The sequence below is a fragment of the Azospirillum melinis genome (genome assembly GCF_013340935.1).
GTDB lineage: Bacteria > Pseudomonadota > Alphaproteobacteria > Azospirillales > Azospirillaceae > Azospirillum > Azospirillum melinis.
Window position 1 is genome coordinate 55,614 of sequence record NZ_WHOS01000028.1, and the last position, 22,084, is coordinate 77,697.

Genomic DNA, 22,084 nt, shown 5'->3' on the forward strand with positions numbered 1-22,084 from the left:
GGGCCTCTGCCGGCGGTATGTTTTTTAGCCGATCCCAATGAGAGCGCCCGCCATGACCAGCCCTGCCACGCCGACCCCCGACACCCCCAGCATCGTTTCCGGCTTCGACGAGGCCGCGCTGGAGGCCGGCCGTCTGCTGTTCGCCAAGGAGTGCGACTTCGTCTGGGGCGCCAACGCGCTGAACCAGCTGCCCGAGGCCGACCTGCCGGAGGTCGCCTTCGCCGGGCGCTCGAATGTCGGCAAGTCGAGCCTCGTCAATGCGCTGACCGGACGCAAGACGCTGGCCCGCACCTCCAACACGCCGGGCCGCACGCAGCAGCTCAATTTCTTCAACCTCGGCAACCGTCTGAAGCTGGTGGACATGCCCGGCTACGGCTATGCCAAGGAGTCGAAGGAGAAGGTGGAGGCGTGGAACGACATGGTGCGCCGCTTCCTGCGTGGCCGGGTCACCCTGCGCCGGGCGCTGGTGCTGATCGATTCGCGCCATGGGATGAAGCCCCACGACCATGAGATCATGGACATGCTCGATCGCACGGCGGTGCCGTACGTCGTCGTGCTGACCAAGGCCGACAAGGTCAAGGCTGCGGATCTCGACAGGATTCGCCGCGACACCCAGGCGGGGCTGAAGAAGCATCCGGCAGCCTTCCCCGACATCCACGTCACCAGTTCCGAGAAGGGCACCGGCATCGCGGAACTGCGCGCCAGTTTGGCGGCGCTCGCCCTCGGCGCCGAGTAAGGGGCGGCAGCGATGGGTGGTCTGTCTCCCGCGCTGCTGTTCCTGATGCAGGCCCTGCTGCTGATCGCCGGGCCGTTCCTGCTGTGGCGGCTGGGCGGCGGCCGTCACATCGCCCCGATGGTGGTGGTCCAGATCCTGTTCGGGGTGGCATTGGGACCGTCGCTGCTCGGCCGGCTGGCTCCCGATCTGTGGGGCGTGCTGTTCGCGCCGGCCGCGCTTGCGCCCTTGTCCGGGCTGGCCTTGATGGCCGTGGTGTTCTTTGCCTTCCTGACCGGCCTGCATCTCGATCCTGCCGAGTTCCGCGGGCGGGGCGGGGCCTTCGCCACCGTGGCGCTGTCGAGCATGCTGGTGCCGACCCTGTTGGGCGGGGCGCTGGGCTGGTGGCTGGCCGGCGCCTTTCCCACCATGACCGGAAATCACGCCACCCCCGGCCTGTTCGCCGCCGGCTTCGGCATCTGCGTCGGCGTCACCGCCCTGCCGGTGCTGGGCGCCATCCTGCGCGAGATGGATTTGCTGGGCGACCGGTTGGGGCGGCTGGCGCTGGGCTATGCTGCGGTGAACGACGCGCTGCTCTGGCTGCTGATCACCGCGGTGTTGGCCTGGTCGACCGCCGACGGGGGGAACGGCGGCGGCGATGCCTGGGCGGTGGCGAAGGTCGGCCTGTTGGGCTTCGCCTATGTCGGGACGACGGTCCTGCTCGTGCGCCCGCTGCTCGACCGCCTGCTGGAGCGGGTGGCCCCGGACGGGCGGATGGGCGACACCGCGGTGGTGGTGACCTGCGCGGCACTGCTGGCCTCGGCCGCGGTGACCGAACTGATCGGGTTGCACTACATCCTGGGCGCCTTCATCGCCGGCAGTGCGATGCCGCGCCGCTATGCGGCGGCGATCCTCGACCGGCTGGAGCATTTCGCCACGCTGATCCTGCTGCCCTTCTTCTTCACCCTGACCGGGCTGAAGGTGAACCTGACGCTGGACGATCCGGCGCAATGGACCGTCTTCGCCCTCGCCAGCCTCGCCACCATCGCCGGCAAGATGGCCGGCACCGCGCTGCCCGCCCGCTGGACCGGCGAAAGCTGGCCGGATGCGCTCCGGCTCGGCACGCTGATGCCGTGCAAGGGGCTGATGGAGGTCATCGTCCTGACCGTCCTGCTGGAGGCGGGCGTGCTGTCCGGCCCCTGTTTCTCGGCGATGGTGCTGATGGCGGTGGCGGTGACCGCGCTGACGCAGCCGATGACGCGGCTGGCCGGATTGTGGCGTCCGGCCGGCGGCACGGCGGCCGCAGCCGCGGGAGGCCGTCACGGGGGTGTGTGACCGTTAAATTGCCCCCTAGGCAACCGGCCGGCCTTTCCGTTAAAGAAGCCCGACACTCCACCCCGACAAAGGGCATCCTCCCGTGCAGACTCCCACCCGTGACGAGTGGCTCGCCAAGGCCCGTACCCTGTCCGAAGCGCTGCCCTACATGCGCCGTTATGCCGGGAGCACCTTCGTCATCAAGTATGGCGGCCACGCCATGGGCGACGCCAGCCTGGCGGAGCTGTTCGCGCGCGACATCGTCCTGCTGAAGCAGGTCGGCATCAATCCAGTGGTCGTCCATGGCGGCGGCCCGCAGATCGGCCAAATGCTGGAACGGCTGAAGATCAAGTCCAGCTTCATCGACGGCCTGCGCGTCACCGACAAGGAGACGGTCGAGGTGGTCGAGATGGTGCTGGCCGGCTCCATCAACAAGCAGATCGTCGCCGCCATCAACAGCGCCGGTGGCCGTGCCGTCGGCCTGTCGGGCAAGGACAGCAACCTGATCACCGCCCGCCGTCTGGAGCGCGTCCAGCGCGATCCCGACAGCAACATCGAGCGGGTGCTGGACCTCGGCTTCGTCGGCGAGCCCTACAAGGTGAACCCGCAGATCCTGCACGCGCTCGCCCAGTCGGACATCATCCCGGTGATCGCGCCGGTCGGCTTCGACGTGAACGGCGACACCTACAACATCAACGCCGACACGGCGGCCGGCGCGGTCGCGGCGGCGGTGAAGGCGGCACGCTTCTTCCTGCTGACCGACGTCGCCGGCGTGCTCGACAAGGAAAAGAAGCTGATCGAGAAGATGTCGCTGGAGGATGCCCACAAGGCCATCGCCGACGGCACCGCTTCCGGCGGCATGATCCCGAAGATCGAGACCTGCATCGGCGCGGTGGAGCAAGGCGTCGATGCCGCTGTTATCCTGGATGGCCGCGTGCCGCATGCGCTGCTGTTGGAGATCTTCACCGAGGGCGGCGCCGGCACCCTGATCGGCAAGGCCTGACGCCACGGAAGGGAACCGCCAAGGGGGGCCGATGAGCGATCTGCGCAAGGAGTTGCTTCGCCAGATGAAGGCCATCCGGGAGAGGATGGACCCGAAGCTGGTGGAGCGTGCCAGGCTGGCCGCTCTGGGCAAGGTCCCCTATGACAGCGATGCGGCGAAGGAGGCGGTCGGCCATTTCCTCGACGCCAAGCGGGACGGCGGCGCCTTCCGCCGCAAGCTGGAGCAGGCGCTGAAGGCCGAGGGCGGGACGCTCGACCTCGACGGGGAGAAGGCTCCGCCCCCGGTGAAGCCGCGGCGCGGTGGCCGGGTGACCTAGGCCGGGCGCCCGAGCCGCGCCCACGCAAGGAGCACAGCCTTGCTGCATGTTTTCGTCAATGACGGCGGTCTGCTGCGCTGGGACAGGGAGGCAGCGGACGAGTCGGCCCCGTTCCCGGAGTCCGCCGTGTGGCTGGACCTGATCAACCCGACGCCCGACGAACTGGCGCGGGCGGAGGCGCTGATCGGCACCGGCCTGCCCACCCGCGAGCAGATGGCGGAGATCGAGGAGTCGAGCCGTCTGCGCGTTGCCGGCGGTGCGCTGACCATGACCGTCACCGCCCTGGTCTGGGCCGATACCGACGAGCCACGCATCGCCACCGTCAGCTTCGTGCTGGCCGGCCGGCGGCTGGTGACCATCCACGACATCGATCCGCAGGCGCTGCTGGCTTTCCGCCGCCGCGCCACCCATGGGCAGGTCTCCGCATCCCGTGGCGAACTGGTGCTGGCCGCACTGGTGGACGGGATGATCGACCGCACGTCGGTCGTGCTGCGGCGGACCGGGGTGGAGATGGATGCACTGAACCGCCGCTATTTCCGCGGGCGCAAGCTGCGCTCCCGCGGCGAGACGCTGGACGACGCGCAGACGCTGAAGCGCATCGGCCATGCCGGTCACCTGATCGGGAAGGCACGGATCAGTCTGGCCAGCCTCACCCGCATGACCGACTTCCTGGCGCGCGGCGACGGCTGGAACGCCGGCAAGGCGACGCGGCGCTGGGCCAAGACCACGCTGCAGGATCTACGCGGTCTGGACCAGTATGCCCGCTTCCTCTCCGGCAAGGTCGCCCTAGCGCTCGACACCGCGCTGGGCCAGATCAATGTCGAGCAGAACGAGATCGTCAAGATCGTGTCGGTGCTGACCGTTCTGCTCTATCCGCCGACCCTCGTCGCCAGCATCGGCGGCATGAACTTCACCGACATGCCCGGCAGCCATTCGCCCTTCGGCTATGCCAGCGCCTTGGGGCTGATGCTGCTGTCGGCCCTGCTGCCGATGGTCTATGTGCGGTCGAAGCGCTGGATGTAGCGCATTTCCACAATATGGCAGGCGGATCGTCCGCAGCGCTTTCCTTTTGACACGACTGTCCGTCGGCGGCAGGATGGGCCGCATTCCAGGGGGGTCCCGACAGGGGGCTGAGATACCAACGGCCGGACGGCGCACTGCGCAAGCCGGCAGCGTGGTGACCCTTCGAACCTGATCCGGGTCATACCGGCGAAGGGAGGGACCTCGTGACGGGCCGAATCTCGCCCCGTCCGGCCGTATCGGCCCCGCCATGCCGGGGAACCATTCCGAAACGGCCCGCACGAAGATACCGCACCTCCGTCCGCAGTCCCGGGTTTGTCCGCCCAACTCCGACGGAGAAACCCAATGCCTAAGGACTTCAACGAGAACGCCATCCGCATTTCGACCGGCCCGCTGCCGTCGTCGCGGAAAATCCATGTGCCCGGCACGCGCTTTCCCGATCTGCGCGTCGCCCTGCGCGAGATCGCGCTGTCGGGCGGCGAGCCGCCGCTGACCGTCTATGACGCCTCCGGTCCCTACACCGACGAGTCGGTCGCCATCGACGTGCAGGCCGGCCTGTCCAAGCACCGCCGCGACTGGATCCTGGCGCGCGGCGATGTCGAGACCGCCGACAACGGCGTGCTGCGCGCCAAGGACGGCGGGGCGGTGACGCAGATGGCCTACGCCCGCGCCGGCATCGTCACCGCGGAAATGGAATACATCGCCGTTCGCGAAAATCTGGGCCGCGCCGCAGCGCTTGAAGCCGTCCGCGACGGCGAGGATTTCGGCGCCGAGATCCCCGACTTCATCACTCCGGAGTTCGTCCGTGACGAGGTGGCGCGTGGGCGGGCGATCATCCCGTCCAACGTCAACCACCCCGAGTCGGAGCCGATGATCATCGGCCGCAACTTCCTGACCAAGATCAACGCCAACATCGGCAACTCCGCCGTGACCTCCTCCATCGAGGAGGAGGTGGAAAAGATGGTCTGGTCGATCCGCTGGGGGGCCGACACCGTGATGGATTTGTCCACCGGCGCCGACATCCACCAGACCCGCGAATGGATCCTGCGCAACTCCCCGGTTCCCATCGGCACCGTGCCGATCTATCAGGCTTTGGAGAAGGTGAAGGGCAAGGCCGAGGACCTGACCTGGGAGCTGTTCCGCGACACGCTGATCGAGCAGGCGGAGCAGGGCGTCGATTACTTCACCATCCATGCCGGCCTGCGGCTGGCCCACATCCCGCTGACGGCGAAGCGGGTAACCGGCATCGTCTCGCGCGGCGGCTCGATCATTGCCAAATGGTGTCTGGCGCATCACCGTGAGAATTTCCTCTACGACCATTTCGCCGACATCGTCGAGATCTGCCGGACCTATGACGTGGCGCTCTCGATGGGCGACGGGCTGCGGCCGGGCAGCCAGGCCGACGCCAACGACGCCGCGCAGTTCGCCGAGCTGGAAACGCTGGGCGAGCTGACCAAGATCGCCTGGGCGCGCGATGTGCAGGTGATGATCGAAGGGCCGGGCCATGTGCCGATGCACAAGATCAAGCACAATGTCGAGAAGCAGCTGGCGCTGTGCGGCGAGGCGCCCTTCTACACGCTGGGGCCGTTGGTGACCGACATCGCGCCGGGTTACGACCATATCACCAGTGCCATCGGTGCGGCGATGATCGGCTGGTTCGGCACGGCGATGCTCTGCTACGTCACGCCGAAGGAGCATCTCGGCCTGCCCGACCGCGACGACGTGAAGGCCGGCGTCATCGCCTACAAGATCGCCGCCCACGCCGCAGACCTCGCCAAGGGCCACCCGGCGGCGCGGCTGCGCGACGACGCCATGTCGCGCGCCCGCTTCTCCTTCCGCTGGCGCGACCAGTTCGCCCTGTCGCTCGATCCCGACACGGCGATGGCCTACCACGACGAGACCCTGCCGGCGGAAGGCGCCAAGACCGCGCATTTCTGTTCGATGTGCGGGCCGAAATTCTGCTCGATGAAGATCACGCAGGAAATCCGCGACGCCGCGGAATCCGGCATGGCCGAGATGTCGGAGAAGTTCCGCCAGTCGGGCGGGGAAATCTACCAGCCGGCAGCGGAGTGAGGTCTGGCGGAGCGAAGTCTGGCAGGGGGGCGGGTCGCCGCCCCCTCCGTCAGTCCGCGTACCGGATCTCCAGCACTTCGACCTGCTCCAGTCCCGCCGGGGTGCGGACATCCACCAGATCGCCCTCCCGCGCCTTCAGCAGGGCGCGGGCCATGGGCGAGATCCAGCTGACATGGCCGCGGTCGGGGTCGACCTCGTCGGCGCCGACGATGGTGATGGTGTTCTCCGCCCCATCCTCGCGGGCATAGGTGACAGTGGCGCCGAAGAAGATCTGTTCGCGGTTCTTCTGGTCCTGCGGATTGACCACCACCGCCGATTCCAGCCGCTTGTTCAGGAAACGGATGCGGCGGTCGATCTCGCGCAGGCGCTTCTTGCCATAGAGATAATCGCCATTCTCCGAGCGGTCGCCGTTGCCGGCGGCCCAGGACACCACCTCCACCACCTTCGGCCGCTCCACCCGCAGCAGGTGGCGCAGTTCCTCCTGCATGCGCTGGAAGCCGGGCGGGGTCATGTAGTTCTTGAAGCCCTGCGGCAACGGTGCCGGATCGTCGAGGTCGTCGTCGTCCTGCGTGTCGTTCTCGCGGGTGAAGGCCTTGCTCATGGTCCGACCTGTCCTGTGGCAGGGGTGATAACGTCCGGGAAAAGGAAAAGGCGCCTTGCGGCGCCTTTTCCCGTTCCAGAGGTCCCGGTTGGGCCGTCGGGCTTACCGCTTCCACCAGCCGCGGCGCGGCTTGGCATCGGCATCGGTGTCAGCCGCAGCCGGCTCGGGAGCCGGGGCCGGCGTGGCGGCCGCGGGCGTAGCGGCCGCTTCGGCCGGGGCCTCGGCGGCGGCCTTGCGCTTGCGCGACGCCTTCTTGGCCGGCGCGGCTTCGGCAACGGTCTCCACCGGCGCCTCGACCGCAGCGGCGGCCTTGCGCTTGCGGCCCTTGGCCGGAGCTTCGGCGACGACCGCCGGAGCAGCCGCAGGGGCGGCTTCGACCGGAGCCTCGGCGGCGGCCTTGCGCTTGCGCGACGCCTTCTTCGGCGCGGTTTCGGCAACCGCTTCAACCGGCGCCTCGACCGGGGCAGCGCCCTTGCGCTTGCGGCCCTTGGCCGGAGCTTCGGCGACGACCGCCGGAGCAGCCGCAGGGGCGGCTTCGACCGGAGCCTCGGCGGCGGCCTTGCGCTTGCGCGACGCCTTCCTGGCGGGCGCCTTGGCGGCGGTCTCGGCCTGAGCCGCGGCCGGGGCGGTCACCGGAACCGGAGCCTCCTCGACTGCCGGAGCGGCTTCGCCGGCCAGGATCCAGTCGAGATCGCTCGCCTCGGCCGGAGCCGGCGCCATCCGGGCCGGAGCGTCCTGAGCCGGAGCGGCGGCGGGCTGCTGGCCGGCGGCGTCCTCGCCGCCCTCCAGGCCTTCCGCACCTTCGCGGCGCGACCGGCGACGGCCACCGCGCTTGCCGCGGCGGCGCTTCTTGCGGCCATCGCCGTTGCGCTCGCCGGCATCGGCACCGGTCTCGTCCTCGCCGTCATCCTCATCCTCGTCGTCGCCTTCAGCGTCGGCGTCGGCGGAGTCGGCCGCAGGTTCGGAGATGGCGGCACCGGGGATGGCTTCGGCGGCAACCGGCAGAACGCTCTCATCGGCGTCCTGGCCGGCCTCCTGATCGCCCTCGTCCGTCTCGGCATCGCCCTCGGCGCTGTCGCCGTCGGTCCGGCCTTCGTCGCGGTCACGGCCACGGCCGCGGCGGCGGCGGCGGCGACGGCGACGATCCTCGCCATTGCCCTCGCCGTTGGCTTCGGCGCGCTCGCCGGTCTCCTCGACCTGGACGGCCTCGGTCTCGGCTTCCGGCTCTTCCACCGCCTCGACCGGCTCGGCGGCGAGCGCGCGGTCGGTCTCGGCCATCACGCGGTCGGCGCTGACCAGCGGAGCGTCCTCGTCGGGCAGACGGGCCTTGTTGCGTTCCAGACGGTGATCCGGGGCGATCAGCCCGTCGTCGGCCTGGACCATCACGCTGAAGGCGTGACGCTCTTCGATCTTGGCCAGTTCACCGCGCTTCTGGTTGAGGATGTACAGCGCGATGGAGGTCGGGACGAAGATGGTGATCTCGGCCGAGCGCTTGCGGATGCCTTCTTCCTCGATGGCGCGCAGGACGTGCAGCGAGGCGGATTCGACCGACCGGACGACGCCGGTGCCCGAGCAGTGCGGGCAGCGCTCGAAGTTGGTCTCCAGCAGCGACGGACGCAGACGCTGGCGCGACAGCTCCAACAGGCCGAAGGCGGAGATGCGGCCGAGCTGGATGCGCGCCCGGTCGTTCTTCATCGCCTCCTTCATGCGGCGCTCGACGGCGGCGTTGTTCCGCGGCTCCTCCATGTCGATGAAGTCGATGACGATCAGGCCGGCCAGATCGCGCAGGCGCAGCTGGCGCGCCACCTCGTCGGCGGCCTCCAGGTTGGTCTTGTAGGCGGTTTCCTCGATGTTGCGCTCGCGGGTCGATTTGCCGGAGTTGACGTCGATGGAGACCAGCGCCTCGGTCGGGTTGATGACGATGTAGCCGCCGGAGCGCAGCTGAACCACCGGGCTGTGGATGGCGTCGATCTGCGTTTCCACCTGATAGCGGTGGAACAGCGGGATCTGGCTGTCGCGGTACAGCTGGACGCGCTGGGAGTGACCCGGCATCAGCATGTCCATGAACTCGCGCGCCGTGCGGAAGCCGGCCTCGCCCTCGACCCAGATCTCGTCGATGTCGTTGGAATAGAGGTCGCGGATCGACCGCTTGATCAGGTTCGCCTCTTCATAGATGAGGCAGGGCGCCGACGACTTCAGCGTCTGTTCGCGGATGTCGTCCCACAGGCGCAGGAGATATTCCAGGTCGCGCTTGATCTCGGGCTTGGAGCGCTCCAGCCCGGCGGTGCGCAGGATCACCGCCATGCCGTCGGGAATGTCGAGATCCGACAGGATTTCCTTCAGGCGCTTGCGGTCGGCCGGGTTGGTGATCTTGCGGGAAATCCCGCCGCCACGGCCGGTGTTGGGCATCAGGACGCAGTAACGGCCGGGCAGCGACAGGTAGGTGGTCAGCGCCGCACCCTTGTTGCCGCGCTCCTCCTTCGTCACCTGCACCAGCATGACCTGCCGGCGCTTCACCACTTCCTGGATCTTGTAGGAGCGCAGCGGGCGCGAACGGCGGCGCTGGGTTTCCGCCTCCTCGTCCTCGTCGCCGCCGAGCGTGTCGGGAGCGGCGCCCTCGGTCGGGGCGGCCTGCTCGTCGCCGGCCTCGGCGTCTTCGCCGTTGTCTTCGCCGTCTTCCTCATCGGACGCCTCGGGCGCGATGGGGGAGGGCATCGGCGACCATTCCTCGACCACCTGCTCGGGGCGGATCGGCTCGGCCATCACGGCGCCGTCGGCGGCGGCCTCGGCCCGGGCTTCCGCCTGCTCCTCCAGCCGGCGTTCCTCGGCCAGCAGGGCCTCGCGGTCGGCCATCGGAATGCGGTAATAGTCGGGATGGATTTCGGAGAAGGCGAGGAAGCCGTGGCGGTTCCCGCCATACTCCACGAAGGCCGCCTGGAGCGAAGGCTCGACCCGCGTCACCTTCGCCAGGTAGATGTTGCCCTTCAGCTGCTTGCGGCTGGCGATCTCGAAGTCGAGTTCCTCCAGCCGGTTGCCATTGACCACGGCGACCCGGGTTTCTTCCGGGTGCGTGGCGTCCACCAGCATGCGCTTGGCCATATACGATCCTCAACGGCGCGACCCAGGGAACCCGCGCGACCGGTCGGGCCGCCTGGACGCAGCGTCTGTTGTGGGCGAAGCATACGGCACGACGGACCGGAACCGCCGAACGGCGCTGACGAGAGCAGCCAGGACGGCCCGGTCGACACGCGCCGGGCTGCCGCCTTGCGGCCACAGCCAGCTTCGAGGTTTCGTCCTCTCACCGCCAATCCGAACGCGCCACCCCGCGACGTCCCTCCGGCGCGGATGGCCGGACAGGCGGTGTCGAGGGCGACGCCGCAGCCCCTTGGGTAAGCCCCGTGACCGGCGATCGGCTGACCTTCGGCTCGATGGGATCGATGTCCGGGGATCAGCGAATCGGCGCTCACCTTGGGAGTCCGACCCTGGTCTGGCGAATTGCGGTCTGTCGCAAAGATACCATAGACAAGCGATCCCTCTTGCACAACGCGGAAATGCGCCGATTCGGCGAACAAGTTCGTCGCGGGGAAGCCGGGCTGCCACCTTCCACCGGGGCAGCCCGTCCGGGGGACGGTCCGGCCGCGCCGAGGCCGCCGTCCTGTTCACTGTTGCAGGAACGGCACCCCCGGCCGGAATTGACTCGGGATCTGACGATCCGCGTTGAGAGCGTTGAATTGGCTGGGCTATAGCTGGTCATCCGGCGCCCGCTCGCGCTGCTTGCCCATCGCCGCACACCCTCTGCCGCCGAGGAGATTTGATGCCACGGCCGCCCAGCCTGCCGACACCCGCCGCATCCGACCGCCAGCCGCGTTCCGCCCGTTCGCCGCGGAGATCGGTTGCCCGTGTCCTCGGGGTGCTTGTGCTGGCGCTGGTGCTGCTCGGCTTCGGGTCGGCCGGGATGACGGCCGGGCCGGCGACGGCGCAGACCACGGCGGCCCTGCCGTCGGCACCGCCGCGCACGGCGGTGGTCGATGCCCGGCTGGGCATCCATCCGGACAAGACCCGCTTCGTGCTGGAGCTGAGCGACCCGGTATCCTTCACCGTGTCGGTCGCCACCGATCCCTACCGCATCGTCGTCGATCTGCCCGACCTGATCTGGCCCGGCGGGTCGCTGCCGGTGGAGGGCAAGGGGGTGGTCGCGCGTTACCACCATGCCGGAGGTCCGCGCGGCACGCGGCTGACCTTCGAGACGGTCGGTCCCGCCCGGCTGCGCGAGGGCTACATGATCCCGGCGCGCGACGGCCACCAGCCGCGCCTTGTCCTCGACCTGGAAAAGGCGACTCCGGCCGAATTCCGTCAACTCGCCGCGGCCGGCAAGGACGCGAAGGAGGTCGGCGGCAAGGGACAGCTGACGATGTCGTCCATCGTCTCGTCGGCGATGGCGGTTCCGGCGCCGGTTCCGGCCCCGCAACCTTCGCCGCCCGCCGCCGATCCCGCCAGCACGGTTCCGGCACCGCCGCCCTTCGCCCCGCTGCCGCCGATCCCGCCGGCCCAGCTGATCCCGGCCGCTCTGCCCGTCGCTCCGCCGCTGCCGGACAACAAGCCGCCGACGGTGGCGGAAAAGCCGCTGATCGTGCTCGATCCCGGCCATGGCGGCCAGGACCCCGGCGCCATCGGCGTCGGCGGCATCTATGAGAAGGACATCACGCTCGCCACCGCCAAGGAGGTGAAGCGCCAGCTGGAGGCGACCGGCCGCTACCGGGTGAAGCTGACCCGCGACAGCGACGTGTTCATCCGCCTGCGCGACCGGGTCGCCATCGGGCGGGAGGCCGGGGCCGACCTGTTCATCTCGCTGCATGCCGACAGCATCAGCAGCGGCGATATGCGCGGCCTGTCGATCTACACCCTGTCCGACAAGGCGTCCGACCGCGAGGCGGAAATGCTGGCCGCCAAGGAGAACAAGGCCGACGCCTTGGTCGGTCTCGACCTTTCGGGCGAGAACCAGCTGGTTGCCAACATCCTGATCGATCTGGCCCAGCGCGACACGATGAACCATTCCAAGCGCTTCGCGACGCTGGCTCTGCAGAACCTGGGGCGCGACGTGCCGCTGATCTCCAGCCGGCCGCACCGGCAGGCCGGCTTCGCCGTGCTGACCGCGCCCGACGTGCCGTCGGCGCTGATCGAGATGGGGTATCTGTCGAACCGGCAGGATGTCGGCCTGCTGACCTCCGGCGCGCACCGCGAGCGGCTGGGCAAGTCGCTGGCCCGGACCATCGACAGCTATTTCCGCTGGCTGCACGGCTCGCAGCGCAGCTGAGACGCGGCAGCGGGGGGGCGGCTTACCCCTTCTGCGCCGGCGATTTCTTGTTCGCGCCCTCTGCGCGTCACATTTTCCTGACATGACGGGAACGGGGGCGGCGCTTCGCGGCGCGGCGGTGTAGGATGCGCCGCCCTGTCAGGCATGGCTCGCGGTCCCAACCCGGAAAGGGGCGGGCTTCAGCCACGCTCTTCGTCGTTTCTTGCGGGATTGGTCATGCGCCTACTTCTGTCCTTGCTGATGGCCTTTGTGATGCTGGTTCTTGCCGGCGCCGGGGGGCTGGTCTTCCTGTTCGAGCATTACGACCACGACCTGCCCGACTACACCAAGCTGGCCAACTACGAGCCGCCGGTGACCACGCGCATCTATGCCGGCGACGGGCGCCTGATGGCCGAATTCGCCTCGGAGCGGCGCATCTTCGTGCCGATCGACGCCATGCCGCGGCAGGTGATGAACGCCTTCATGGCGGCCGAGGACAAGAATTTCTATGGTCACCAGGGCGTCGACCCCATCGGCATCCTGCGCGCGATCCTGACCAACATCGAGAATTTCGGCCGCGAGCGTCGGCCGGTGGGCGCCAGCACGATCACGCAGCAGGTCGCCAAGAACATGCTGCTGACCAACGAGGTGTCGTTCGCCCGCAAGATCAAGGAAGCGATCCTGGCGGTCCGCATCGAGCGGGCCTTCACCAAGGACCGCATCATCGAGCTGTACCTGAACGAGATCTTCCTGGGCAACCGTTCCTACGGCGTGGCGGCGGCGGCGCTGAACTATTTCAACAAGGCGTTGGACGAGCTGAGCATCGAGGAGGTCGCCTTCCTGGCGGCCCTGCCCAAGGCACCGTCCAACTACAACCCTGACCGCCAGCATGACGCCGCCGTCGCCCGCCGCAACTGGGTGATCGGCCGCATGGCGGAAGACGGCTACATCACGCCGGAGGAGGCGAAGGCCGCCCAGGGGCGCCCGCTGGTCACCCGCAAGCGCGACGAGCAGGAGGTGGTGACCTCCGAATATTTCGCCGAGGAAATCCGGCGCGAGCTGGTGAAGCTCTATGGCGAGCAGGCGCTGTACGAGGGCGGGCTGTCGGTTCGCGCCTCGATGGACCCGGTGCTGCAGGCCACCGCCACCAAGTCGCTGCGCGACGGGCTGATCGCCTACGACCGCCGCCATGGCTGGCGCGGCCCGGTCGCCAAGATGGAGAATTTCGACAACTGGCCGAAGAAGCTGGCTGCCATGTCGCCGCCCGCGGGGTCCGAGGGCTGGAAGCTGGCGGTCGTGCTGAAGGACGATCAGGCGGACGGGCTGGACATCGGGGTGGCCGACGGCACCCGCGGCCGCATCCCGCTGTCCGAACTCCGCTGGGCTCGTGCCTCCAAGGACGGCGACGTCGCCGGACCGGCGATCCGCAAGCCGTCGGACGTGGCCAAGCTGGGCGACATCCTGCTGGTCGAGGCGGTGAGCGGCCCGCCGGCCAAGGACGAGGACGAGAAGCCGGCCAAGAAGAACGACAAATCCGCCGCCAAGGAACTGCCGCCGGGCAGCTACGGCCTGCGCCAGATCCCGCAGGTGCAGGGCGGTCTCGTGGCGCTCGACCCGCACACCGGCCGCGTGCTGGCGATGGTCGGCGGCTTCTCCCCGGCGATGAGCGTGTTCAACCGCGCCACCCAGGCGCTGCGCCAGCCCGGTTCGTCCTTCAAGCCCTTCGTCTACCTGACGGCGCTGAATCAGGGCTTCACCCCGTCGTCGCTGGTGATGGACGCGCCCTTCTCCTTCGATCCGGGCGGCGGGCAGCCGGTCTGGCGGCCTGAGAACTACAGCCACGAATTCTACGGTCCGACCCCGCTGCGCGTTGGCATCGAGAAGTCGCGCAACGTCATGACCGTCCGCCTCGCCCAGCAGATCGGCATGGACAAGGTCAAGGCGCTGGTCGAGAAGTTCGGCATCGTCGACAACCTCCAGCCCTACCTGCCGATGTCGCTGGGCGCCGGCGAAACGACGGTCCTGCGGCTCGCCACCGCCTACGCCATGCTGGACAATGGCGGCAAGCGGGTGGTGCCGACCTTCATCGACCGCGTGCAGGACCGCAACGGCAAGACCGTCTTCCGCCACGACAACCGCGCGTGCGAGGGCTGCACCAACGTCAGCTGGAAGGATGGCATGGCGGTGCCCGCCGTTCCCGACACCCGCGAGCAGGTGAACGACCCGCGCACCACCTACCAGATCGTCTCGATCCTGGAAGGCGTGGTCCAGCGCGGCACCGCGGCGGCGCTGAAGTCGCTGGGCAAGCCGCTGGCCGGCAAGACCGGCACCACCAACGACAGCCACGACGCCTGGTTCATGGGCTTCTCGCCCGATCTGGTGGTCGGCACCTACATCGGCTTCGACCAGCCGCGCTCGCTGGGCGGCCACGAGACCGGCGGCTCCGCCGCCGTCCCGGTGTTCAAGGAGGTCATGCAGGTGGCGCTGAAGGACAAGCCGGCGACGCCGTTCCGCGTGCCGCCCGGCCTGCGCCTCGTCCGCGTCAACCCGGCCAACGGCCAGCTGGCCCAGTTCGGCGACAGCCGCGCCATCTGGGAAGCCTTCCTGCCGGGCACCGAGCCCAACCCCGACCAGCCGCAGGTGGTGTTGGACGGGTCTTCGCAAGGTGCCGGCGCCATGATGGGTGGCGACCCGAACGCTGCCGGCTTCGGGGCCCAGCAGCCGGGCATACCGGCCCCGCCCGCCGCGGCGACGCTGGGAACCGGCGGGCTGTACTGAGCCGAAAAGAGAAAGGGGCGCCCACCGCGGGCGCCCCTTTTTCATTCGCCACAGCTGCGATATTCAGGCGATCAGTGCGTCGTGTTTCCGGTTCCCGACAGCGACGCCATTGCATCGACCGGGCAGCTGCCGAGCGGGCGCAGGTCGGGTTCCATCGCCGCGAACATCGCGCGCACGCCGTCCTCGTTGACATGCAGGGCGTCCATGAACAGCTCGTCCTTGTCCACCGCGCGGCGGGCGTCGATCACGGTGACGCCGGCGGGCAGGCGGCCCTTCAGGTCGGCGAAGAAGGCGTCGAAATTCTTCAGCTTGCCGGCATAGGTCGGGAAATAGGGGGTGATGACCACCGCCACCCGGGTGCCCTGCGCCTGGGCGCTGGCGATGATGTGGTCCAGCGCCTGCCAGTTGGCGGCGTCGGCGGTCATCATCTCCTCCGGTGCGGCGGCGAGCTGCGCCTTCATCGGGTCCGGGATGGCGCCCACCAGGGTGCGGTCGGCGGCGGGCTTCACCAGCCCGGCGATCAGCCGCATGGTCTGGTTGTTGTTGAAGGTCATCAGGTTGAAGGCGTGGTTGGCCATCCACAGCTCCTGGTTTTCCTGACGGACGAAGGCGTCGATCCGCGGCGAGTAGTAGGCCAGCAGCGGCAGGTCGGCCAGATCGTGCGGGTTGTCGACCAGGCCGGTCGGCTCCAGCACCAGCAGGCGAGGCGCGCCGTGCCGCTCGACGTAATCGTCCCACAGCAGGGCCGACAGGACGGTCGGCGCCCCACCCATGCCGAGGTTCAGCGCCCGGCCGCAGGTCATGTCCTGAAGTGCGGAGACCGGGAAGTGATTGTCCGCCCGCGAGTTGCCGAGCACCAGCACGTCGGCCGGGCCGCTGGCCGGCTTGGCGGCGGGGCCGGTCGCCGGACCGTTGGCCGGCCGCGGCTGCGTCGTCAGGGCGGCCTTCACCAACAGGGCGTTCGGCTGCTCCTCCTGGCCGGCGGGCGGCTTGATGCCGGGCTTGGCACCCGGCTGGGCGCCCGGATTGGTCCCTGGGCCGATGGCGGGCTGCGCCTCCGCCTCGAACGGGCGGTAGACCGTCATGAAGCGATCGCTGGAGCGCAGCAGCAGATCGCCCAGCGCCGAGGCCAGAACCCGGTCCATCGCGGTGACGGTGGCGAGGATCAGCGCGATGCAAGCCAGAAGGCGGTACATGGGGAGGTCTCCGTCCGATCAGAACTGGAAGTAGATGAAGGCGTGGTTGGCGAAGCTGCCGAACAGCAGCATCACCAGGATCAGGGCCGAGCAGGCCATCGAGCGTGCGATCACATTGGTTCCGGCATAGCGGCGGCCGGCGCCGCGCTCGACCATCATGTCAACCATCAGCACGATCAGGCCGGCGACGGCGACGCGGATCAGCGTGCTGGCCTGCTGGTTGCCCTGCTGGAGGCCGAAATCGCCATGGCCGATGATGCCGAGGATGGTCCAGACGGTTTGCAGGTTGTCGGCGCGGAAGGGCAGCCAGGTGAGCGTCACCACGATGAAGACCAAGCCGATCATCACCAGCCGCCCGGCGGCCAGCATCGGGCCGCTGAGGCGCACCGGGCTGGCGGCGGCCAGCCGGCGCACGCCGTCCTCCACCAGCATCAGGCCGCCATGCAGCGCGCCCCACAGCACGAAGGTCCAGTTGGCGCCGTGCCACAGGCCGGAGATCAGCATGGTGATGACGACGTTGCGGATGCGCAGCCAGCGCGTCCGGCTGCCGCCCATCGGCACATAGAGATAGTCGCGGAACCAGGTGGACAGCGAGATGTGCCAGCGCCGCCAGAAATCGCGCATGCCGGTGGCGAAGTAGGGACGGGCGAAATTCTCGCACATGGTGTAGCCGAAGATCTGCGCCAGCCCGATGGCGATCAGCGAATAGCCGGCGAAGTCGCCGTAGATCTGCAGGGAGAAGCAGACCAGCCCGATCACATGCTGGAGCGCGTTGAAGAACTCCGGCTGATGGAAGCGGGCGTCGACCACCACAGCGGCGTTGTCGGCCAGCCCGATCTTCAGGAAATAGCCCCAGATCACCTTTTCCAGCCCGGCGAAGCGTTCCTCGAACGGGATCTCGCGCGGGCGCTGCTGGATTTGCGGCAACAGGTCGCGCGCCCTCACGATCGGGCCGGCCACCAGCTGCGGGAAGAAGGCGACGAAGGTGGCGTAGCGCATCAGCGAGCGCTCCGGCTCCTTCACCTCGCCGGTGTAGAGGTCGATGCCGTAGCTGAGATTCTGGAAGGTGTAGAAGGAGATGCCGACCGGCAGCAGGATGTCCAGCGTCCGCCGTCCGATCTCCACCCCCAGCGAGGCCAGCGCGATCTCGGCGCTGTCGGCGAAGAAATTGTAGTATTTGAAGAAGAACAGCATGCCCAGGTTGGCGCCCAGGCTGATGAACAGGTACATCTTCTTCGTGCTGCGGTCGGGCGAGTCGGCGATCTTCAACCCGCAATAGAAATCGATGAAGGTGCTGAGCGCCAGCAGCCCGCAGAACCGGTAATCCCAATAGCCGTAGAAGATATAGCTGGCCACCAGCAGGAAGGGCGTGAAGGCGCGCGTGCGGGCCAGCGCCATGAAGCCGGCGCTGAACACGGTGATGAACAGCAGGAAATTCAGGCTGGTGAAGCTCATCGTGCCCCCGGCAGAGGTGTCGCGCGTCCAGGCGTTCGCGCAAGGAATGCCCTGCGCGGTATCGCGCAAGGGATGCCCGGCGAGATCGCGCAAGAAAGGTGAAGAACGACGCAGAAGATAAGCTCGATTTCGGGGAATCCCGGCTGCCGCGGTAGGGTTGTGCGGCCGGATATGGGACGTACTCTGAAATGAACCTGTCCGATGATTCCAAACGGCTAGGACCTCCAAGCAGGGGCTCGGCCATATTCGAAAGTGGCAAGCCGTCCCGGTGCGGCGGTGCGGTCCGGGGCGGCCCTGCTCATTAAGGGGGTGCAAGGCGGGGGGCGAGCGGCTACATATGCAGCCGACAAACCTTTCAACTCTGGCTGACGAGGAGGCACCGCCATGCGGGCCGAGATCGAAGCGGCCGCCGGCGAGATCAGAGAATCGCTGGCGCTGCTGAGGAGGCATCTTTGACTGGGACAATGCACTGCGGCGTCTCGACGAACTGAACAACCTCGCCGAGGATCCCAAGCTTTGGGACGATCCGACGCGGGCCCAGACCATCATGCGCGAGCGTACCCAGCTCGACACCTCCGTTGCCGGCTATCGCTCGCTGGAGCGCGACCTGTCCGACAGCCTGGAACTGATCGAGATGGGCGAGGCGGAGGGGGATGCCACCGTCGTCGCCGATGCGGAGGCTCAGCTCTACGGCCTGCGCGACCGCGCCAACAAGCTTCAGATCGAAAGCCTGCTGTCGGGCGAGGCCGATGCCAACGACTGCTTCGTCGAGGTGAATGCCGGCGCCGGCGGCACGGAGGCCCAGGACTGGGCGCTGATGCTGATGCGCATGTACACCCGCTGGGCGGAACAGCACGGCTACAAGACGGAATGGTTGGACGAGACGCCGGGTGAAGAGGCCGGCATCAAGTCCGCGACCGTTCAGATCAAGGGCCACAACGCCTATGGCTGGCTGAAGACCGAGGCCGGCGTGCACCGTCTGGTGCGCATCAGCCCGTTCGACAGCCAGGCGCGGCGCCAGACCAGCTTCTCGGCCGTCTCGATTTCCCCGGTGATCGACGACAAGATCGACATCGAGATCAACGAGAAGGACTGCCGCATCGACACCTACCGGGCGTCGGGCGCCGGCGGACAGCACATCAACAAGACCGACTCGGCGGTGCGCATCACGCACCTCCCGACGAACATCGTGGTGAGCTGCCAGCAGGAACGGTCACAGCACAAGAACCGCGCCAAGGCGTGGGACATGCTGCGTGCCCGCCTGTACGAGCGTGAGCTGAAGATCCGCGAGGATGCCGCCGCCGCGCTGGAAGCCACCAAGACCGACATCGGCTGGGGCCACCAGATCCGTTCCTATGTCCTGCACCCCTACCAGATGGTGAAGGATTTGCGGACGGAGGTGGAAACCTCGCAGAGCCAGGCGGTGCTGGACGGAGCGCTCGATCCCTTCCTGGAGGCCGCACTCGCCTCCCGGATCAAGGGGCAGAGCGACGACGCGCACGCCGCCGGGGGCTGACCGGTCGGAACGGAAAAAGGGCGGTCGCTTGCGGCCGCCCTTTTCGATTCGGTGCGTTTTCGGGATGGCCGGACCGGAATGGCCTTTTATGGAATGGAAGGTGAGGCTCGGCTGTTTCAACAGGCTGCTACTCCAACGATGCGGAGCGACCGATCCATGAACAGACGTCTTATTCCGGCCCTGAGTGGTGCCGTGCTGTGCGGTGCCATGCTGCTGGCGACCCCGGCCTTTGCCGCCTGCGAAACGGACAATCTGCCCGACGAGATGCGCCGGGCCTTTATCTCCGGCGCCCAGGAGGCCTTGAACGAGCATGGCTTCAACGCCGGTTCGGTCGATGGCCAGATGGGGTCGCGCACCCGCACGGCGATCCGCTCCTACCAGCGCGCGGCCAAGCTGCCGGTGGACGGCTGTGCCACCCAGGGTCTTCTCGACCACCTGAACTTCAGCCAGCCCAAGATCTACGGCCCCAACAAGCCGCGCTGATCCGTCGGCAGGGCTCAGGCCAAGGTCAGGCCAGCATGTCGAGCAGGCGCCGGCTGTTTTCCTGCGTCGCCTGGAGCACCTTGGCGTTCGCGGCGAAATCCACCTGGGCCGAGGTCAGGTCCAGCACCACGGCGGGGTCCAGGTTGCCGGCGGCGATCTGTTCCGACGCCGCTTCGGTGCGCGCCTGCGCGTCCTGAAGGCCGTCGACGGCGCTGGCCTGCGGCCGGTAGGGCGTGGCGGTGGTAGCCGATCCGATGTCCATGGCGCGCTGTCCGGATGGTTGAGCGGTCAGCATAAGGCGGCGGGGGTTTAGGGTTGGTGAATGGGGGAGGCGCTCCCCCAGACCGTCAACTGTCCGCCGTCACCCCTGCGCCAGCCAGTCGGCCAGCCGTCCCAGGAAGGCCGCGGCCTCCGCCGGGTCGTGCAGGCTCCAGGTCGCCGCCGTTTCCGCAGGGCCGTCCATCACCCGGATGCCGATCCCGCCGCCGTCTCCCCGGCTTGCCAGGGCCTGGAAGGCATCCTCGTCGGTTTCGTCGTCGCCGAGATAGATCGGCATGGTGCCGTCCCCCTCCAGCCCCAGCGCCTCCAGCAGGGCGAGCACGGCGCGGCCCTTGTCCCAGGGCAGGTTGGGGCGAAGCTCGAACAGTTCCTTGCCGCCGGTCATGCGCAGGCGCGGCTGGGCCTCCACCACCGCGCGGACGGCGTCGGCGACCCGGGGCTTCTCCGGTGGCGCGACCTGACGGGTGTGGATGGCGATGGCGAAGCGCTTGCGCTCCACCAGCGCGCCGGCAATGCCGCCGAGCCGGTCGCGCAGATTGGCGTCGGCGATGTCGAGATCGGGGACATACTCCACCCCAACCTGCCGGCGCAGGTCGGGACCGCGCAGGTCGAAGCCGTGGCTGCCGGCATAGACCAAGCCATCCACCGCCACCATCGCGGTCAGATCGTCCAGGTCACGGCCGCTGACGAAGGCGACCGGGCAGAGCGCCGACAGCCGCTTCACCACCGTGCGCGCCTCGTCGGGCATCACCGCCAGCTCGGGACGCGGGGCGATGGCGGCCAGCGTTCCATCATAGTCGAGGAACAGCGCAGGGGTGCGGCCGTCCAGGGATGCGGTGAAGGCATCGAATTCCGCCAAGGCGGAGGGGGGAAGGAGGGTCAAGGCTGGGTCCTCAGCGCCGCTGCCGGTCGGAATGCGGCGGCCGACCGATGCCGGAAAGCCGCGTTGGTGTAACGGCCGGACTGCGGGACTGGCTTCCGTTTCGGAAAAAGGAATGACCCGGCTGTGGCCGATGCGCAACAGACCCCTCCAAAAGCTGCGGCCCCACGCAGGGGCCGGCTTTGGGGGTTGCAGCGCCCCCTGCTTCTGGTACTGTTGCAGTGCAGCAAGCGATTGCTGCTTCGCCCTTCTTGGGCGTTTCCTCCCTAAACTCAAGGCCGCTGTTTCCAGCGGCCTTTTTCTTGCCAGAAAGCCCCCTGGGAAGGCAACCCCTGACAAAAGTCATAGCGCTGCGATCTTCCGGTCTGGAGCCGGCAGGTCGGCGCGAGAGCCGGGCGGGGCCATCGCAGCGGCGCGGGGCCGGCGAATTCAAAACTCCTTTTGTTTACAAATAGATGAAGCACGATTTTCCGGCTCTTCGGTCCGGGCCGCCGGGCGGCGGATGCCAGCAGGAAGGTCGCGTCCCCAAGTTTGTCGGCATCGTTGGCCAGCATGCGCCCCGCGGATTTTTTCGTGCGGAGCGGGCAGGGGAGCGAAAAACCGCCGCAGGGGGAACGGAGGCACTGCCGCCGGCGGGCGAACTGTCGTATAGATCGAAGCGAAACGCCTATCCGCCGTCATCCACAGGAGCCGTTCCCATGGACATCGCCATCATGGTTCTCGCCGTCGCATTCTTCTTCTGGCAGACCATCACCGACTGAGCGCATTGCCGACCGAACCGGCATCCGACGGTCAGGCGAACGGAAAGGGCGGTCCCATCGGGCCGCCCTTTTTCCATGTCGCCAATTCCATGCCACCAATCGGCCGGACGGCGCGTCAGTCGGCGGCGATGGGCGGTTCCAGCCGGGCATGGGCCGACGCGATCAGTTGCAACGTCTCCATGATCGAGCCGATGGCCTCGTGCAGGTCGGCCTGCTCGTCGCCGGGCAGGGTCGCCAGAACCGTCTCCAGTTCGACCGCCGCGTCCTGCAGACGCGCACAGGCATGCTCCAGATGGAGGCCGGTGCCCAGGCCGGCCTGCTGAGCGCTTGCGCCGGGATCATTTGCAGAATGCAAACGCGCAGCCGGTTTTCCGGCCCGCGTCGCGTTCCGGTTTGCAAAATGC

General features: G+C 68.2%; 18 protein-coding genes and 1 riboswitch. Of the genes, 11 read left to right on the forward strand and 7 right to left on the reverse strand.

Annotated elements, in window-relative coordinates; all coding sequences use genetic code 11:
* Nucleotides 1–52: 52 nt before the first annotated feature.
* The 6 genes from yihA (at nucleotide 53) to thiC (ending at nucleotide 6,438) form a co-directional block, all read left to right on the forward strand.
* Nucleotides 53–736, forward strand: coding sequence for a ribosome biogenesis GTP-binding protein YihA/YsxC (gene yihA / locus GBZ48_RS20400; protein WP_174472680.1), 684 nt, complete (start codon nucleotides 53–55; stop codon nucleotides 734–736).
* A 12-nt stretch (nucleotides 737–748) separates the two neighbouring features.
* Nucleotides 749–2,047 carry a cation:proton antiporter domain-containing protein gene (locus GBZ48_RS20405; RefSeq protein WP_174472681.1) on the forward strand — a complete coding sequence of 433 codons (1,299 nt, stop codon included), beginning with the start codon at nucleotides 749–751 and terminating at the stop codon, nucleotides 2,045–2,047.
* A gap of 82 nt (nucleotides 2,048–2,129) precedes the next feature.
* Nucleotides 2,130–3,029, forward strand: coding sequence for an acetylglutamate kinase (argB, locus tag GBZ48_RS20410; RefSeq protein ID WP_098740533.1), 900 nt, complete (start codon nucleotides 2,130–2,132; stop codon nucleotides 3,027–3,029).
* 31 nt (nucleotides 3,030–3,060) lie between these two features.
* Nucleotides 3,061–3,345: a hypothetical protein gene (locus tag GBZ48_RS20415; protein WP_174472682.1), complete on the forward strand. Its 285-nt coding sequence runs from the start codon at nucleotides 3,061–3,063 to the stop codon at nucleotides 3,343–3,345.
* Nucleotides 3,346–3,384: 39 nt separating this feature from the next.
* A complete protein-coding gene (locus GBZ48_RS20420) occupies nucleotides 3,385–4,368 on the forward strand; it encodes a magnesium transporter CorA family protein (RefSeq protein ID WP_174472683.1) in 984 nt (327 codons plus the stop codon).
* Between the two features lie 77 nt (nucleotides 4,369–4,445).
* Nucleotides 4,446–4,580, forward strand: a riboswitch (TPP riboswitch).
* 130 nt (nucleotides 4,581–4,710) lie between these two features.
* Nucleotides 4,711–6,438: a phosphomethylpyrimidine synthase ThiC gene (gene thiC / locus GBZ48_RS20425; RefSeq protein ID WP_174472684.1), complete on the forward strand. Its 1,728-nt coding sequence runs from the start codon at nucleotides 4,711–4,713 to the stop codon at nucleotides 6,436–6,438.
* 49 nt (nucleotides 6,439–6,487) lie between these two features.
* On the opposite strand, the gene greB is transcribed toward thiC, so the two are convergent.
* Nucleotides 6,488–7,039 carry a transcription elongation factor GreB gene (greB, locus tag GBZ48_RS20430; protein ID WP_174472685.1) on the reverse strand — a complete coding sequence of 184 codons (552 nt, stop codon included), beginning with the start codon at nucleotides 7,037–7,039 and terminating at the stop codon, nucleotides 6,488–6,490.
* Between the two features lie 102 nt (nucleotides 7,040–7,141).
* Nucleotides 7,142–10,138 carry an Rne/Rng family ribonuclease gene (locus GBZ48_RS20435; protein ID WP_174472686.1) on the reverse strand — a complete coding sequence of 999 codons (2,997 nt, stop codon included), beginning with the start codon at nucleotides 10,136–10,138 and terminating at the stop codon, nucleotides 7,142–7,144.
* A gap of 715 nt (nucleotides 10,139–10,853) precedes the next feature.
* On the opposite strand from GBZ48_RS20435, the gene GBZ48_RS20440 reads away from it, so the two are divergent.
* Together GBZ48_RS20440 and GBZ48_RS20445 are read left to right on the forward strand one after the other, a co-directional pair.
* Nucleotides 10,854–12,353 (forward strand): N-acetylmuramoyl-L-alanine amidase, encoded by a 1,500-nt coding sequence (locus tag GBZ48_RS20440; protein ID WP_174472687.1) that lies wholly within the window; start codon nucleotides 10,854–10,856, stop codon nucleotides 12,351–12,353.
* A 216-nt stretch (nucleotides 12,354–12,569) separates the two neighbouring features.
* Nucleotides 12,570–15,110, forward strand: a complete 2,541-nt coding sequence (locus GBZ48_RS20445; protein WP_174472688.1) for a penicillin-binding protein 1A — start codon at nucleotides 12,570–12,572, stop codon at nucleotides 15,108–15,110.
* 71 nt (nucleotides 15,111–15,181) lie between these two features.
* Here the strand turns inward: GBZ48_RS20445 and GBZ48_RS20450 are convergent, their stop codons facing one another.
* Nucleotides 15,182–16,306: an SGNH/GDSL hydrolase family protein gene (locus GBZ48_RS20450; RefSeq protein ID WP_174472689.1), complete on the reverse strand. Its 1,125-nt coding sequence runs from the start codon at nucleotides 16,304–16,306 to the stop codon at nucleotides 15,182–15,184.
* 18 nt (nucleotides 16,307–16,324) lie between these two features.
* Nucleotides 16,325–17,761: an MBOAT family O-acyltransferase gene (locus GBZ48_RS20455; RefSeq protein ID WP_174472690.1), complete on the reverse strand. Its 1,437-nt coding sequence runs from the start codon at nucleotides 17,759–17,761 to the stop codon at nucleotides 16,325–16,327.
* A 384-nt stretch (nucleotides 17,762–18,145) separates the two neighbouring features.
* Between GBZ48_RS20455 and prfB the strand changes: the two genes are divergently transcribed.
* Both prfB and GBZ48_RS20465 read left to right on the forward strand, forming a co-directional pair.
* Nucleotides 18,146–19,277, forward strand: a protein-coding gene (gene prfB / locus GBZ48_RS20460) for a peptide chain release factor 2 (protein ID WP_174472691.1) whose coding sequence is annotated in 2 segments (ribosomal slippage) — nucleotides 18,146–18,214 and nucleotides 18,216–19,277 — 1,131 coding nt in all. Because the reading frame shifts where the segments join, the coding sequence is not laid out codon by codon here.
* A 156-nt stretch (nucleotides 19,278–19,433) separates the two neighbouring features.
* Nucleotides 19,434–19,760: a peptidoglycan-binding domain-containing protein gene (locus tag GBZ48_RS20465; protein WP_174472692.1), complete on the forward strand. Its 327-nt coding sequence runs from the start codon at nucleotides 19,434–19,436 to the stop codon at nucleotides 19,758–19,760.
* A gap of 25 nt (nucleotides 19,761–19,785) precedes the next feature.
* Here the strand turns inward: GBZ48_RS20465 and GBZ48_RS20470 are convergent, their stop codons facing one another.
* Both GBZ48_RS20470 and otsB read right to left on the reverse strand, forming a co-directional pair.
* Entirely contained in the window at nucleotides 19,786–20,022 is a 237-nt protein-coding gene (locus GBZ48_RS20470; protein ID WP_109450004.1) for a hypothetical protein, read from the reverse strand.
* Nucleotides 20,023–20,121: 99 nt separating this feature from the next.
* Nucleotides 20,122–20,922 carry a trehalose-phosphatase gene (gene otsB / locus GBZ48_RS20475; RefSeq protein ID WP_174472693.1) on the reverse strand — a complete coding sequence of 267 codons (801 nt, stop codon included), beginning with the start codon at nucleotides 20,920–20,922 and terminating at the stop codon, nucleotides 20,122–20,124.
* Nucleotides 20,923–21,374: 452 nt separating this feature from the next.
* Here otsB and GBZ48_RS20480 point away from each other — a divergent pair, with 452 nt between their 5' ends.
* A complete protein-coding gene (locus GBZ48_RS20480) occupies nucleotides 21,375–21,680 on the forward strand; it encodes a hypothetical protein (RefSeq protein ID WP_174472694.1) in 306 nt (101 codons plus the stop codon).
* 115 nt (nucleotides 21,681–21,795) lie between these two features.
* Here GBZ48_RS20480 and GBZ48_RS20485 read toward each other — a convergent pair whose 3' ends face one another.
* Entirely contained in the window at nucleotides 21,796–22,035 is a 240-nt protein-coding gene (locus tag GBZ48_RS20485; RefSeq protein WP_246307340.1) for a hypothetical protein, read from the reverse strand.
* Nucleotides 22,036–22,084 lie beyond the last annotated feature (49 nt).

Bases quoted from the DNA above. Each gene is read 5' to 3' on its own strand.
- GBZ48_RS20445 (WP_174472688.1), top strand. From the start codon at position 12,570: ATGCGCCTACTTCTGTCCTTGCTGATGGCCTTTGTGATGCTGGTTCTT.
- GBZ48_RS20405 (WP_174472681.1), top strand. From the start codon at position 749: ATGGGTGGTCTGTCTCCCGCGCTGCTGTTCCTGATGCAGGCCCTGCTG.
- greB (WP_174472685.1), bottom strand. From the start codon at position 7,039: ATGAGCAAGGCCTTCACCCGCGAGAACGACACGCAGGACGACGACGAC.
- GBZ48_RS20470 (WP_109450004.1), bottom strand. From the start codon at position 20,022: ATGGACATCGGATCGGCTACCACCGCCACGCCCTACCGGCCGCAGGCC.
- thiC (WP_174472684.1), top strand. From the start codon at position 4,711: ATGCCTAAGGACTTCAACGAGAACGCCATCCGCATTTCGACCGGCCCG.
- GBZ48_RS20435 (WP_174472686.1), bottom strand. From the start codon at position 10,138: ATGGCCAAGCGCATGCTGGTGGACGCCACGCACCCGGAAGAAACCCGG.
- GBZ48_RS20415 (WP_174472682.1), top strand. From the start codon at position 3,061: ATGAGCGATCTGCGCAAGGAGTTGCTTCGCCAGATGAAGGCCATCCGG.
- yihA (WP_174472680.1), top strand. From the start codon at position 53: ATGACCAGCCCTGCCACGCCGACCCCCGACACCCCCAGCATCGTTTCC.
- GBZ48_RS20480 (WP_174472694.1), top strand. From the start codon at position 21,375: ATGAAGCACGATTTTCCGGCTCTTCGGTCCGGGCCGCCGGGCGGCGGA.
- GBZ48_RS20455 (WP_174472690.1), bottom strand. From the start codon at position 17,761: ATGAGCTTCACCAGCCTGAATTTCCTGCTGTTCATCACCGTGTTCAGC.
- GBZ48_RS20465 (WP_174472692.1), top strand. From the start codon at position 19,434: ATGAACAGACGTCTTATTCCGGCCCTGAGTGGTGCCGTGCTGTGCGGT.
- GBZ48_RS20450 (WP_174472689.1), bottom strand. From the start codon at position 16,306: ATGTACCGCCTTCTGGCTTGCATCGCGCTGATCCTCGCCACCGTCACC.
- GBZ48_RS20440 (WP_174472687.1), top strand. From the start codon at position 10,854: ATGCCACGGCCGCCCAGCCTGCCGACACCCGCCGCATCCGACCGCCAG.